This is a genomic window from Pseudomonas sp. Marseille-Q7302 (assembly GCF_965111925.1).
Genome location: NZ_CBCOPK010000001.1, coordinates 4,096,849 through 4,109,766, shown reverse-complemented (window position 1 = coordinate 4,109,766; position 12,918 = coordinate 4,096,849). Strand labels below are relative to the sequence as shown.

13 protein-coding genes are annotated in these 12,918 nt (G+C 68.0%); 4 read left to right on the top strand and 9 right to left on the bottom strand.

Going from position 1 to position 12,918, the window contains the following annotated elements; translation table 11 throughout:
• Nucleotide 1: 1 nt before the first annotated feature.
• The 3 genes from ACWPW1_RS19175 to ACWPW1_RS19165 form a co-directional block, all read right to left on the bottom strand.
• Nucleotides 2–316 (bottom strand): NAD(P) transhydrogenase subunit alpha, encoded by a 315-nt coding sequence (locus tag ACWPW1_RS19175; protein ID WP_454253707.1) that lies wholly within the window; start codon nucleotides 314–316, stop codon nucleotides 2–4.
• Nucleotides 317–356: 40 nt separating this feature from the next.
• On the bottom strand, nucleotides 357–1,475 hold the full coding sequence (locus ACWPW1_RS19170) for a Re/Si-specific NAD(P)(+) transhydrogenase subunit alpha (protein ID WP_454253706.1): 1,119 nt from the start codon (nucleotides 1,473–1,475) through the stop codon (nucleotides 357–359).
• 124 nt (nucleotides 1,476–1,599) lie between these two features.
• Complete coding sequence (locus ACWPW1_RS19165) at nucleotides 1,600–2,472, bottom strand: alpha/beta hydrolase family protein (protein WP_454253705.1); 873 nt, start codon at nucleotides 2,470–2,472, stop codon at nucleotides 1,600–1,602.
• Nucleotides 2,473–2,545: 73 nt separating this feature from the next.
• On the opposite strand from ACWPW1_RS19165, the gene ACWPW1_RS19160 reads away from it, so the two are divergent.
• Both ACWPW1_RS19160 and ACWPW1_RS19155 read left to right on the top strand, forming a co-directional pair.
• Entirely contained in the window at nucleotides 2,546–3,109 is a 564-nt protein-coding gene (locus ACWPW1_RS19160; RefSeq protein ID WP_059316177.1) for a TetR/AcrR family transcriptional regulator, read from the top strand.
• Nucleotides 3,110–3,169: 60 nt separating this feature from the next.
• Nucleotides 3,170–3,307, top strand: coding sequence for a hypothetical protein (locus ACWPW1_RS19155; protein ID WP_167348568.1), 138 nt, complete (start codon nucleotides 3,170–3,172; stop codon nucleotides 3,305–3,307).
• Between the two features lie 803 nt (nucleotides 3,308–4,110).
• On the opposite strand, the gene ACWPW1_RS19150 is transcribed toward ACWPW1_RS19155, so the two are convergent.
• The 5 genes from ACWPW1_RS19150 to ACWPW1_RS19130 form a co-directional block, all read right to left on the bottom strand.
• Entirely contained in the window at nucleotides 4,111–4,887 is a 777-nt protein-coding gene (locus tag ACWPW1_RS19150) for an SDR family oxidoreductase (protein ID WP_454253704.1), read from the bottom strand.
• Nucleotides 4,884–5,744: an amidohydrolase family protein gene (locus ACWPW1_RS19145; protein WP_454253703.1), complete on the bottom strand. Its 861-nt coding sequence runs from the start codon at nucleotides 5,742–5,744 to the stop codon at nucleotides 4,884–4,886. Before ACWPW1_RS19145 ends, ACWPW1_RS19150 begins: the two co-directional genes overlap by 4 nt.
• Nucleotides 5,741–7,033, bottom strand: coding sequence for an L-fuconate dehydratase (locus ACWPW1_RS19140; RefSeq protein WP_454253702.1), 1,293 nt, complete (start codon nucleotides 7,031–7,033; stop codon nucleotides 5,741–5,743). Before ACWPW1_RS19140 ends, ACWPW1_RS19145 begins: the two co-directional genes overlap by 4 nt.
• Before the next feature lie 104 nt (nucleotides 7,034–7,137).
• The gene (locus ACWPW1_RS19135) at nucleotides 7,138–7,986 is read right to left on the bottom strand and encodes an ureidoglycolate lyase (protein ID WP_454253701.1); all 849 of its coding nucleotides are present in this window, start codon (nucleotides 7,984–7,986) and stop codon (nucleotides 7,138–7,140) included.
• Nucleotides 7,987–8,030: 44 nt separating this feature from the next.
• Nucleotides 8,031–8,771, bottom strand: a complete 741-nt coding sequence (locus ACWPW1_RS19130) for an SDR family oxidoreductase (RefSeq protein ID WP_059316172.1) — start codon at nucleotides 8,769–8,771, stop codon at nucleotides 8,031–8,033.
• Nucleotides 8,772–8,923: 152 nt separating this feature from the next.
• On the opposite strand from ACWPW1_RS19130, the gene ACWPW1_RS19125 reads away from it, so the two are divergent.
• Together ACWPW1_RS19125 and ACWPW1_RS19120 are read left to right on the top strand one after the other, a co-directional pair.
• Nucleotides 8,924–9,688 carry a FadR/GntR family transcriptional regulator gene (locus ACWPW1_RS19125; RefSeq protein WP_454253700.1) on the top strand — a complete coding sequence of 255 codons (765 nt, stop codon included), beginning with the start codon at nucleotides 8,924–8,926 and terminating at the stop codon, nucleotides 9,686–9,688.
• A gap of 503 nt (nucleotides 9,689–10,191) precedes the next feature.
• A complete protein-coding gene (locus ACWPW1_RS19120) occupies nucleotides 10,192–11,022 on the top strand; it encodes a PhzF family phenazine biosynthesis protein (RefSeq protein WP_454253699.1) in 831 nt (276 codons plus the stop codon).
• Between the two features lie 7 nt (nucleotides 11,023–11,029).
• Here the strand turns inward: ACWPW1_RS19120 and ACWPW1_RS19115 are convergent, their stop codons facing one another.
• Nucleotides 11,030–12,847, bottom strand: a complete 1,818-nt coding sequence (locus ACWPW1_RS19115; RefSeq protein ID WP_454253698.1) for an alkaline phosphatase family protein — start codon at nucleotides 12,845–12,847, stop codon at nucleotides 11,030–11,032.
• Between the last annotated feature and the right edge of the window lie 71 nt (nucleotides 12,848–12,918).

Genomic DNA, 12,918 nt, shown 5'->3' with positions numbered 1-12,918 from the left:
GTCAGGGCTTCTCCGCCGGGGCCTTGGGGGCCTTCTTCTTGAACATTTCCAGCATGCGGCGGGTGACCAGGAAGCCGCCGAAGACGTTGACCGCCGCCAGGGCCACGGCCAGGGTGCCCATGGTCTTGCCCAGCGGGGTGACGGTGAGGGCGGCGGCGAGCATGGCGCCGACGATGACGATGGCGGAGATGGCGTTGGTCACGGCCATCAACGGGGTGTGCAGCGCGGGGGTGACGTTCCAGACCACGTGGTAGCCGACATAGATGGCCAGCACGAAGATGATCAGGTTGTAGATGCCGTCGGAAATCAGATCCATGGGGGGCAGTCCTTTAAAGGCAGAGGGGCCGGGCTGGGGCTCAGGCGTTCTTGCGGCGCAATTCGCCGCCGTGGCACATCAGGCAGGCGGCGACGATGTCGTCCTCTAGGTCGAGGTGGAAGGCCCCGTCCTTGAGCACCAGCTTGAGGAAGTCCAGCAGGTTGCGGGCATAGAGCGCCGAGGCGTCCGCCGGCACCCGGGCGGCCAGGTTGCCGTAGCCCACCAGGGTGACGCCGTGCTTGACCACCACCCGGTCCAGCTCGGTCAGCGGGCAGTTGCCGCCCTGGCTGGCGGCCAGATCGATGACCACGGAGCCGGGCTTCATCTCGGCCACGGTGGCTTCGTGCAGCAGGGTGGGCGCACGACGACCGGGGATCAGTGCGGTGGTGATGACGATGTCGGCCTGCTTGGCGCGTTCGTGCACGGCCTTGGCCTGGCGCTCCATCCAGGTAGCCGGCATGGGCCGGGCATAGCCGCCGACGCCTTCGGCGCACTGGCGTTCTTCCTCGGTCTCGAAGGGCACGTCGACGAACTTGGCGCCGAGGGATTCGATCTGCTCCTTGACCGCCGGGCGCACATCGGAAGCCTCGATCACCGCGCCGAGGCGCTTGGCGGTGGCGATGGCCTGCAGCCCGGCCACCCCGGCGCCAAGGATCAGCACCCGCGCGGCCTTCACCGTGCCGGCAGTGGTCATCAGCATGGGCATGAAGCGCGGATAGTGGTCGGCCGCCAGCATTACTGCCTTGTAGCCGGCGATGTTGGCCTGGGAGGAGAGCACGTCCAGGCTCTGGGCGCGGGAGGTGCGCGGCGCCGCTTCCAGGGCGAAGGCAGTGAGGCCGCGGGCGTTGAGCTGGTCCAGGGTCTCCTGGGCGAAGGGGTTGAGCATGCCGATCAGCACGGCGCCAGGCTTCATCAGCGCCAGCTCTGCCGCATCGGGCGCTGCGACCTTGAGCACCAGGTCGGCGCCCAGCGCCGCGGCGGCATCGCCAAGTTGGGCGCCGATGGCGGCATAGGCCGCGTCGGGCACGCTGGCCCGCTCGCCAGCACCCTGTTGCACCACCACCTGGTGGCCCTGGCCGATCAATTTCTTGAGGGTTTCGGGGGTCGCGGCCACGCGCGTTTCCCCTGCACCGGATTCCAACGGGACGCCGATCAGCACGGGTGTCACTCCTTGTTATTCGTGCCGCCACAATGGGACCTGGGGCAGCGGAGTGGCTGTCCGGAAACGACGAGTAGCTTTTGGAAAAGCGACAGGCGCGCCGCTGGGGCGGCCGGTTTGGGACTCAGCTCAGCCCCGGTGAGCGGGACAGGGCGACGAACCAGTCCAGGGCGCGATCCCATAGGGGCTGGGCGTTGGCGCGGAAGTAACCCATGTGGCCGATGGCGCCGCCGTGCTGGCGGGGGTCGAGGTCTTCGCGCTTGAGGTCGACGTTGCGATAGGCCTGCATGAAGGCATCACGCGAGCGCGGCGTGGCCCAGAGGTCGTCCAGCGCATTGACCGCGACGATGGGCGTGCGCACCTCGGCATAGCCGGCTTCGATGCCCCGCATGGCGGGGTCGTCGAAGAAATAGTGGGGATAGCTGCACCAGTGCCGCCACTGGCGATAGACGTCGCGCGGCAGGTCTTCGCCCAGGCCCAGGGCGCTCCAGGGGCAGTAGCCTTTCCACCAGGTCAGCACCGGCAGCACCAGCTTCCACATGCCCAGCACCTTGAGGCGTTCGAGCGGCGGCATGTAGCCGTGCCAGCCGGCGCTGGTGCCGAAGACATAGAAGCCGGCGACCTTGGCGTGATTGGGCAGGAGGCCGAAGGCATGGCCGCCATAGGAGTGGCCGACCAGGTAGAGCGGGACGTCGCCCTGGGCCATGGCGTCCACGGCGGCGGCGAGGTCCTGGCGCGCCCAGTCCAGCAGGTCCATGCGAAAGCCCTTGAGCGAAGCGGGTGCCGAGCGACCGACGCCGCGATAGTCCAGGGTCAGGGTCTCGAATCCGCGGGCCGCGGCGTGTTGGGCGAAGCGCCGGTAGAAGCCCTGGGGCACGGCGGTGGCACCGGCAACGATCAGCCGTCCCTGCAGCGTGCCCTCGGCGGGAAAGCGACTGGTGCTGAGGCGATAACCGTCCGCGGTGATCAAGGCCTCGACGAGGGCGTCGCTGGGCATGGGGTGGTCCCTATGACAGTTGTTATAATGCCTGGACGGTAAATTATGACGACTGTCATAGCAAGGAGAATGGATGACCGAGCAGTCGACGGTGCGGGAACGGGTGGTGGTGGCCGCGTCGGCCATGCTGGCGCAGCACGGCCTCAACGCCACCAGCATCCGCGAGACCATCAAGCGCGCTGAGGCGCCGCTGGGGTCCACCTATCATCACTTTCCCGGCGGCAAGCACCAGCTGGTGGTGGAGGCGGTGGAGCTGGCGGGCGCCCAGGTCAGTCGCGATCTGGAGCGGCAGCTGCAGGCCGGGGCGCTGGCTGGGATTCAGGGCTTTTTGCAGCTGTGGCGCGACATCCTGCTGGACTCGGACTTTCGCGTCGGCTGCCCGGTGATGGCGGTGGCGGTGGAAGAGCCGGTGGACGAGATCGCCCAGCGCGAGCTGGACGCGGCAGCGGGCATCTATCGCCGCTGGGAGGCGCGCTTGCAGGTGGCGTTGGTCGAGCATGGGCATTCGACCGAGGCAGCGACGGGGCTGGCTACGCTGCTGGTGGCGGCGGTGCAGGGGGTGATTCCGCTGTGTCGCGCCCAGCGCAGCATCGAACCCTTCGACCGGGTCGCCGAACGTCTGGTGGCGCTGGTCTAGCGGGAACGCCGCAGGGGCTGGCGGACTCCACCGAAGGCACTTCTTTTATTGGAGTACCTCATGAATCCCGAACCCGCGGACGACAAGCAGACCCCCCACGACTACGACGAATACGGCGACGTGCCGGATTCGGCGAACACCACCACCACCGAAGAGCGCGAGGACCAGGACGACAGTCCCTTGAGTCCCAAGCGATAGCGGATTCGGTGTTTGGCGCGTGGACAAGGCTGCGCCGTTGTCCACCCTACGAGGTGCCACGATGCCTGACCCTTGTTGGGCTTCGTTGCGCTCAGCGCCAACCTACGTCGAGCCTGGCGTAGGGTGGAAAACCGCATGGCGTTTTCCACGCGTTGCTGCGCTCGGCTAACGCCAAACCTAAAGGCTATCCACGGAACCGCCCCCTCTCCCTCTGGAAGAGGGCTGGGGTGAGGGCGCCCGTGTCTTGTTGGGCTTCACTGCGCTCAGCGCCAACCTACGTTTAGTCTGGCGTAGGGTGGAAAACCGCATGGCGTTTTCCACGCGTTGCTGCGCTCGGCTAACGCCAAACCTAAAGGCTATCCACGGAGCCGCCCCCTCTCCCTCTGGGAGAGGGCTGGGGTGAGGGTGCTCACCCTTTGTTGGGCTTCGCTGCGCTCAGCGCCAACCTACGTCGAGCTGGCGTAGGGTGGAAAACCGCATGGCGTTTTCCACGCGTCGCTGCGCTCGGCTAGCGCCAAACCTAAGCACGATCCACGGAACCGCCCCCTCTCCCTTTGGGAGAGGGCTGGGGTGAGGGCGGCGCCCCCTGTTGGGCTTCGCTGCGCTCAGCGCCAACCTACGTTTAGTCTGGCGTAGGGTGGAAAACCGCAGGGCGTTTTCCACGCGTTGCTGCTTTCGGTTAACGCCAAACCTAAACACGATCCACGGAACCGTCCCCTCTCCCTCTGGGAGAGGGTTAGGGTGAGGGCGCCTGCCCACTTGTTGGGCTTCGCTGCGCTCAGCGCCAACCTACCTCCACGTCTTCACGTCAGCGCCCGGTCCAGATGCAGGTAGCCGCCGTCGACGCTCAGCCACTGGCCGGTGGTGTGACTGGACCGTGACGAGAGCAGGAAGGCCACGGTATCGGCGATTTCTTCCGGGGTGGTCATGCGCCGGCCAAGGGGGATGCGCGCAGTGATGGCGGCGAGCTTGGCCGTCGGATCGGGGAAGCCCTGCAGCCAGCGCTCATAAAGCGGCGTCATCACCTCGGCGGGGATCACCGCGTTGACGCGGATGCCGTCGCCCAGCAGCGAGGCGGCCCATTCGCGGGTCAGGGCCAGTACCCCGCCCTTGGCCGCGGTGTAGCCGCTGGTGTCGCCCTGCCCGGAGAGGGCGGTCTTGGATGCGATATTGACGATGGCGCCGGTACTGGCGCGCAGCGCCGGCAGGCAGAGGTGCGCCAGGTGGTAGTAGTGCACCAGGTTGCGTTCCAGGGAGGCAACGAAGGCGGCGCGCCCGGCAGCCAGGCTCACGCCATCGTTGACCCCAGCGTTGTTGACCAGTCCATCGATACGGCCGTAGGCCTCCTGCACGGCGGCCACGGTCCGCTCGCAGGCGGCTTCGTCGCACAGTTCCACGGTGAAGGCCCGAGCTTTTGGCTGTTGTTCGGCCAGACGTTCGGCAAAGTCGGCCTCCAGCGGTTCGCGGGCGAGGCTCACCGGGATGGCGCCCTCGGCGGCCAGGGCCAGGGAGATGGCGGCGCCGATGCCGGAGCCACCGCCAGTGACCAGGATCACCTTGTCGGCCAGCTGCAGGTTCATGCCACCTTCTCCCGTGGCTGGGTGCCGAGGCCATAGAGGCGGGCCGCGTTGCCGCCAAAGACCGCCGCGCGCTCATTGGCCGTGAGGTCCATCAGGGCCTGTTCGGCCAGGTCGACCACCTCGGCGTAGCTGGCGGCCAGGGTACAGACCGGCCAATCGGACCCGAACAGCAACCGCTCCGGCCCGAAGGCCTCCAGGGCGATGCGCGCATAGGGCAGCAACTGCTCCGCCTGCCAGCCGTGCCAGTCGGCCTCGGTGACCAGCCCGGAGAGCTTGCAATGGACGTGGGGCAGCCGGGCCAGGGGTGCCAGCAGCCGGGCGTAGTCGGCGGGGGCGACCCGTCCCGGCGGCTTGCCCAGGTGGTCCAGCACCAGCACGCCGTGGTCGTGGCGGGCGGCGAAGGCGGTGGCGGCGGGCAGCGTCTCGGCATGGATCAGCAATTCGTAGAGATAGCCATGGCGTTGCAGGGTGGCGACGCCCTGGTTGGCGGCGACATCGTCCAGCCAGGCGCCGGGATCGGCTTCGTCCTGCACCGGATGGCGAAAGCCGCGCAGGTGGCGACTGCCCTGGCGGCGCTCCAGGCGCGCTACCAGGTCGGCGGCGCGCAGATCGGTCCAGCCGACCACCGCCTGTACCCAAGGCGTCTGGGCGGCCAGGTCGAGCAGAAAATCCGTCTCCTCTTCCTGGGTGCGCGCCTGGACGGCGATGCAGCCGTCGAAGCCGGCGCGCTGCAGGTGCGGCTGCAGATCGGCCGGCAGGTGGTCGCATTGCAGCCCTGGCATGCGCCCGTCGATCCAGCCGAATTCGGCCGGGCGGTAGCGCCAGAAATGTTGGTGGGCATCCAGGCGCAGGCTCATGACGGCTGCTCCCCGGCGTGGCGATAACGCGCGCGGGAGGCCGCCTTGATGGCAATGGAGAAACCCGGCGCCTGGGGTGCCAGGTAGGCCGCGCCGCGCACCCGGCAAGGGTCCTCGAAGTGTTCGTGGAGGTGGTCGACGTATTCCACCACCCGGCCCTCGTGGGTGCCGGCGATGCAGAGGTAGTCGATCATCGCCAGGTGCTGCACGTATTCGCACAGGCCCACGCCGCCGGCATGGGGGCAGACCGGCAGGTCGTACTTGGCGGCCATCAGCTGCACCGCCAGCACCTCGTTGAGGCCGCCCAGGCGGCAGGCGTCGAGCTGCACCACGTCCAGGCCGCCGCGCATGATGAACTGCTTGAAGAGGATGCGGTTCTGGCACATCTCGCCGGTGGCCACCTTGACCGGCGCCACCGCCTCGCGGATGGCGCGATGGCCTTCCACGTCATCGGGGCTGGTGGGCTCCTCGATGAACCAGGGCTTGGCGAAGGCCAGCTCGCGCACCCAGTCGATGGCCTCGCCGACTTCCCATACCTGGTTGGCGTCGATCATCAGCTGGCGCTCGGGGCCGATCACCTCGCGGGCGATGCGCACCCGGCGGATGTCGTCGGCAAGGTCGCGACCGACCTTGAGCTTGATGTGGGAGAAGCCGGCGTCGATGGCCTCCTGGCAGAGGCGGCGCAGCTTGTCGTCGGGATAGCCGAGCCAGCCGGCCGAGGTGGTGTAGCAGGGATAGCCCTCGGCTTCGAGGCGCTGTAGGCGCTCGGCCTTGCCCTCGGCGCGCTGGCGCAGCAGGGCCAGGGCCTCCTCGGGTGTGATGCAGTCGGTGAGATAGCGGAAGTCGATGCAGCGCACCAGCTCCTCGGGACTCATGTCCGCCACCAGGCGCCACACCGGCTTGCCCACGGCGCGCGCCCAGAGGTCCCAGGCGGCGTTGACCACCGCGCCGGTGGCCAGGTGGATGGCGCCCTTGTCCGGGCCGATCCAGCGCAGCTGGCTGTCACCCGTGATGTGCCGCCAGAAACGCCCTGGGTCTTCCTGGATCCATTCCAAAGTCAGCCCGCGCACCCGTGGTTCCAGGGCGCGCAGCGCGGCGCAGCAGATCTCGTTGCCGCGGCCGATGGTGAAGGTGAGGCCGTGGCCTTCCAGACCCGGCTGGTCGGTCTGCAGGATAACGTAGGCGGCGGAGTAGTCCGGATCGGGGTTCATGGCATCGGAGCCATCCAGCGCCTGGCTGGTGGGGAAACGGATGTCTTCGATCTGCAGGCCGGTAATTGTTGTTGGCATGGCGCTGTCCTCGAGGGTTTTCGCGGGATGAGCGAACCCGGCCCGTGCCCGCTGGATGAAAGCGGGCACGGGGGGTTGCTGGAAAAAGGGTGGAGGGGAGGTGCTTAGTCTGCGGCGACGGTGCGCTGGAGCTGCTCGCCCAGGCCCTGGATGCCCAGGCGCATTTCCTGGCCGGGCTTGAGGTACACCGACTGCGGCTTGACGCCCATGCCCACGCCCGGCGGGGTGCCGGTGGAGATGACGTCACCCGGCTGCAGGCTCATGCAGCGGCTGAGGTAGGCGATGATCTGGGCCACCGTGAAGATCATGGTGCGGGTGTTACCGTTCTGGTAGCGGTGGCCGTCCACCTCCAGCCAGAGGTCGAGGTTCTGCGGGTCGGCCACTTCGTCGGCGGTGACCAGCCAGGGGCCGAGCGGGCCGAAAGTGTCGAAGCCCTTGCCCTTGTCCCAGGTACCACCGCGCTCGATCTGCCACTCGCGCTCGGAGACGTCGTTGACCACGCAATAGCCGGCCACGTGGTCCAGGGCATTGGCCTCGTCGATGTAGCGTCCGGCCTTGCCGATCACCACGCCCAGCTCCACTTCCCAGTCGGTCTTGGTCGAGTCGCGGGGGATCTGCACGGCGTCGTTGGGGCCACAGATGGCGCTGGTCCACTTGTTGAACACCACCGGCTCCTTGGGCACGTCCAGCCCGGATTCGGCGGCGTGGTCGGCGTAGTTGAGGCCGATGCAGATGAACTTGCCGACCCGACCGACGCAGGGGCCCAGGCGCGGTGAGCCGTCCACCAGCGGCAGACTGTTCGGGTCCAGCTGGCGCAAGCGGGCCAGGGAGTCGGCGCCGAGCACCTCGCCGGCAAGATCGGCCACCTGGCCGGAGAGGTCGCGAAGCCGGCCCTGGGCATCCAGCAGACCGGGTTTTTCCTGGCCCTGGGGGCCGTAGCGCAAGAGTTTCATCGGAGCTCCTATGAGGGGCGAAAGGGTACAGACGAAAAGCGGCGTCAGACGCTCCAGCCACCATCGATCACCTGGGCAGTCCCGGTGACGAAGGCGGCGGCGTCGGACGCAAGATACAGGGCGAGGGCGGCGATCTCTTCCGGGCGGCCCACGCGACCCATCGGCTGGCGGGCGGCGAAGGCGGCCTGCACCTCGGCTTCGCTGCGGCCTTCACGGGCGGCCTGGTCGGCGATGCGCTGGTGCAGCGAAGGGGAATCCACGGTGCCGGGGCAGATGGCGTTGCAGCGGATGCCCTGGCCGACATAGTCGGCGGCCACCGACTTGGTCAGGCCGATCACCGCCGCCTTGCTGGCGCCATAGGCGCAACGATTGGGGACGCCCTTGAGGCTGGAGGCGATCGAGGCCATGTTGATGATGCAGCCGCCACCCTGGGCCAGCATGCCGGGCAGCACGGCGCGGATCATCCGGTACATGGCGGTGGCATTGAGTTCGAAGGAGAAGCGCCAGGCCTCTTCGTCGCAATCGAGGATGCTGCCGGCATGGACGTAGCCGGCGCAGTTGAACAAGACGTCGAAGCTGCCCAGCTCGGCGACCAGAGCCGACACGGCCGCGGCATCGGTGACGTCGAGCACCCGGGTCTGCAGCCCATCCAGGCTGTCCAGGGCGGCGGCATTGATGTCGGTGGCGATGACTTCGGCACCGGCGCGATGGAAGGCGAGGGCGGTGGCCCGACCGATCCCCTGGCCGGCGGCGGTGACCAGAACGCGTTTGCCTGCATGACTCATGCGAGAGACCTCTTGGCTGTTTATTGTTGTGAGTCGCCTGACCGCCAGCGGTCAATGGTCAGGCCATTGGTCCTATTGTTTAGACCCTGCTAGGCTCTCAGGCAAGGATTTTTTCGCGGCAAACTGCGCGACCTGCATGAGACGAGACCGCCATGCCCCTTCAGGTAATTGAAAAACCACGGCTTTACCGGCAGATCGCCGACCAGTTGCGCGCCCTTATCGACGGCGGCGAATACCCGCCGGGCAGTTGCCTGCCCGCCGAGCGCGAATTGGCCAAGCAGCTGGGCGTGAGTCGGGCCTCGGTGCGCGAAGCCCTGATCGCCCTGGAGGTGATTGGCCTGGTGGATGTGCGCGTCGGCGACGGCGTACGGGTCTGCGTGCCCAGTGCCCCGCCACCACCGGATACTCCGGTGCTGGAGCTGGCCGGGCGTGGTCAGTGGGCGGAGATGGATCCGGAACTGAGCCTGGCGCTGGATCTGGACGCCGAGATCCCGCCCTTCGCCCTGCTGCAGGCGCGCTGCCTGGTGGAACCGGAAGCTGCCGCCCTGGCCGCCCGGCATGCCAGCGACAGTGATCTGGCCGGTATCCGCGCTGCCTATGTTCGCAACGTCGAGGACAATCGCCTGGGCTCCACTACCCATCCGGGTGACCGGCTGTTCCATATCCGCATCGCCCAGGCCAGCGGCAACCCGGCCTACGCCCTGCTGCTGCGCCATCTGCTCGGCCATCGCTACGGCAGCATGTTCCAGCTCCTGCAGCGCCGCTACACCCCGGAAGACATGCCCGACCGCTCCCAGCAGGAGCACCTCGCCATCCTCGACGCCCTGGAAGCCCACGACCCCGACGCCGCCCGCCAGGCCATGGCCGAGCACCTGGATGCGGTGACCCGGATCTTCGGGCGACCAGCGGTGGAATGAGGGGGCGGACGTGCCTCGGCTTTTCCCCCTCTTCCTCTGGGAGAGGGATTGGGTGAGGGTGTCGTGCCCACGTTGGGCTTCGCTGCGCTCAGCGCCAACCTACGGGTGGGCGGCGGATTCGTGGACAAGGCTGCGCCGTTGTCCATGCTACGGAGTGGCGCCACCACCGCTCGGAACCGCCCCTCTCCCTCTGGGAGAGGGCTGGGGTGAGGGCGGGTGGTCCGACCGTTGGGCTTCGCTGCGCTCAGCGCCAACCTACGGGTGACCGGTGATTCGTGCGAGGCGCCGCCCTGCGCTCGAAACCGCCCCCTCTCCCTCGGGGAGAGGGTTGGGGTGAGGGCAAGCCCCGCGTCGATGCCGTAAGGTGGAAAACCGCGCAGCGTTTTCCACGCTAATCCCACGCGCAACACCCTTCTGTACGGCCCCTTAGCCACCTGGCTGTGGCTGTTCCTAGCGCCTGCCGACCGCGGACAATCGGCTCTTTGCCCCAGGAGCCCACCGCCATGTCCCTCGTCTTTCATCAGGTCGATGTCTTCGCCCAGCGCCCCCTGGAGGGCAATGCCCTGGCAGTGGTCTGCGGTGCCGATCAGCTTTCCACCGAACAGATGGCCGCCCTGGCGCGCTGGACCAATCTGTCGGAGACCACCTTTCTCCTCGAACCCACTGATCCGGCCGCCGACTACCGGGTGCGCATCTTCACCCCGGTCCGCGAGCTGCCCTTCGCGGGCCATCCGACCTTGGGCAGCTGCCATGTCTGGTTGCGCGAGGGCGGCCAGCCGCGCGGCGGCGAGGTGATCCAGGAGTGCGGCGCGGGCCTGGTGCCGATCCGCGCGGCCGGCGAGGAGCTGGCCTTCGCCGCGCCACCGCTGCTGCGGGGCGGGCCGGTGGCGCCCGAGGTGCTGGCGTGCATCGCCCGTGGCACAGGTCTTTCGCTTGAGCGCTTCCAGGCCAGCCAATGGGCCGACAATGGCCCCGGTTGGGTCGCGGTGTTGTTGGAAAGTCGCGAGGAGCTGCTGGCGATTCGACCGGACTACACGGCGCTAGAGGGTCTCAATGTCGGCCTGATCGCACCCTGGACGGGCAGCGCTGCCGAGGCGCAGTTCGAGGTGCGTGCCCTGATGGGCGAGGAGTTCGCCGAAGATCCGGTCACCGGCAGCCTCAACGCCAGCCTGGCGCAGTGGCTGATCCCGGCAGGCCTGGCCCCGGAGCGCTACCTGGCCAGCCAGGGCACGGCCATGGGCCGCCGCGGCCGGGTGCGGGTGGCACGCATCGCCGGCCGCATCTGGGTGGGTGGCGCGGTACAGGACTGCATCCGCGGCACCCTTACCCTTTGACCGCGGATCAAAGCCCGACCGAGCGTCCCTTGAAGCCGGCGGCATCGAAGTAGCGGGTGCTGCCGACATTCTGGGTCTTGAGTTCGGTGACCAGCCCGCCCGCCGCCGGTGCGGAACGCTGCACCTGGTGGCTGGCCTTGACCGGCTTACCGCCTTCCAGGCTCTCGCCGATCACTCGGCCGACCAGTTGCCCTTTGGCCGGGATCTCCAGATGCAGCAGGTGGGCCAGGGTCTGGCCGACGTCGGCGTTGCTGACCGGGCTCAGGTCGACGAAGCCCTTGCGGAAGTCCGGGCCGATAGCCGCCATGAAGTTGTGGGTATCGCCCCGGCTGAAGCTGCCGTGCATGCCCTGGCCCTGCTGCAGGCCGGTATCGGCTACCTCCACGGCGCAGACGTCGGGTTTACCGCAACCGCTGTCATAGGATCGGAAGTTGACCACGATGGCCGGGTAGGGGGTGAGCGCCGAGCCCTTGAGGTTGATCGCCGACAGGGGCAGGGTGCCGGGGATCTTGCCCAGGTCGTCGTCGACGAACAGGCCGCTGACATAGTCCTGCTTGAGCAGTGCCGCGACCACCTTGGGCGCCAGGGCCTTGGCATCGCCCTGGGGCAGATAGACCAGGTCCGAGCCGCCGTTGGCCGCCACCACCACCTCCGGCTTGGCCGGATCGGGACCGATCAGGCCGTTGGCCTTGCTCGGGTGCTGGCCCTTGTCCATCTCCACCGCGGCGCCCTTGGCGTCCGGGTCGAGCAGCGGCAATTCCAGCGCGGTGGCGAGATCCAGCGCGAGGAAGCCGGGCGGCAACAGCCCCTTGGGCACGTCGGGGTAGCTGGCCTTGGCCGCCGGACTGGTCTTGCTCTCCTTGGAGATGGTGGAGAAGCCGTGGTCGGCGCTGACGAAGATGTCGGTATTGCCATCCAGGCCCAGCTCTTTCAGTCGGGCGCGCAGGGCGCCGAGGTTGGCGTCGACGTTGCGGATGGCGGCCAGGCTGGTGGGGCCGTTGATGCCCGGAGTGACCTTGCCCAGGCTGTCGCCCTGGTTGTGCTGGGTGCCGTCGGGATCGCGCGACCAGAACACCAGCACGAAGGGCTTGCCGCTCTCCTTGAAGCGCGGCAGCAGCACCTGGTTGGTGACACCGAGGAAGTAGCGCTGCTGCTCGACGTTGGCGCTCAGGGTGCCCGGCGTGGTGGCGTTGCCGGCCTTGCCATTGGCGCCCCGGCTCGGGGCTTCCAGCGGCAGGCCGGCCTGTTTCAGGGCGTCCTGCATGGCCGCGCTCAGGGGGATGCCGGTGGGGTGGCCGGTGGAGTCGTCGACGATCACCGTCTTTTCCCCATCGCGGGCGGTCACGTCCTGGATGGCGACGGGGCCGAGCTTGCCGACGGCAGCGGTGGACAGCCCGGCCTGGCGCGCAGCGGCCAGCAGGGTTTCCTCGTCCAGGTAGTTGCCGGCGAAGTGCTCGTCGACATCGCCCAGCACCTCGTCGTTTTCCAGGAAGGGCGTGACGCTGTTGCTAGCACCCGGAACCGGGAAGCCGGTGTAGATCGTGTTACCGAAATCCCCGGTGTCGCCCAGGTAGTGCCCGGTGGCCATGGCCGAGGCGTTGGGGGTGGTGAAGGTGGGAAAGAGCGAATGGCTGTTCTGGAAGTTCACCCCTTCGCGTCGCAGTTGCGCCAGGTTTGGCGCGGTCTGCGCATCGACGATGCCCGCCCGCAGGCCGTCGGGGATGAAGAGGATGACGTTGCGCGCCGGTTCGGCGGCCATGACCGCCGAGCTGGCAAGGAGGGCGAGGCTGCAGGCACGGGCGAGAAGGGTGGGGATGAACGCCATGAAAGGATCTCAGCAGGGGAAGAGGCCACTAGATGTAACAAGGTATTGCTGCAATTTGATGATGACAGCGG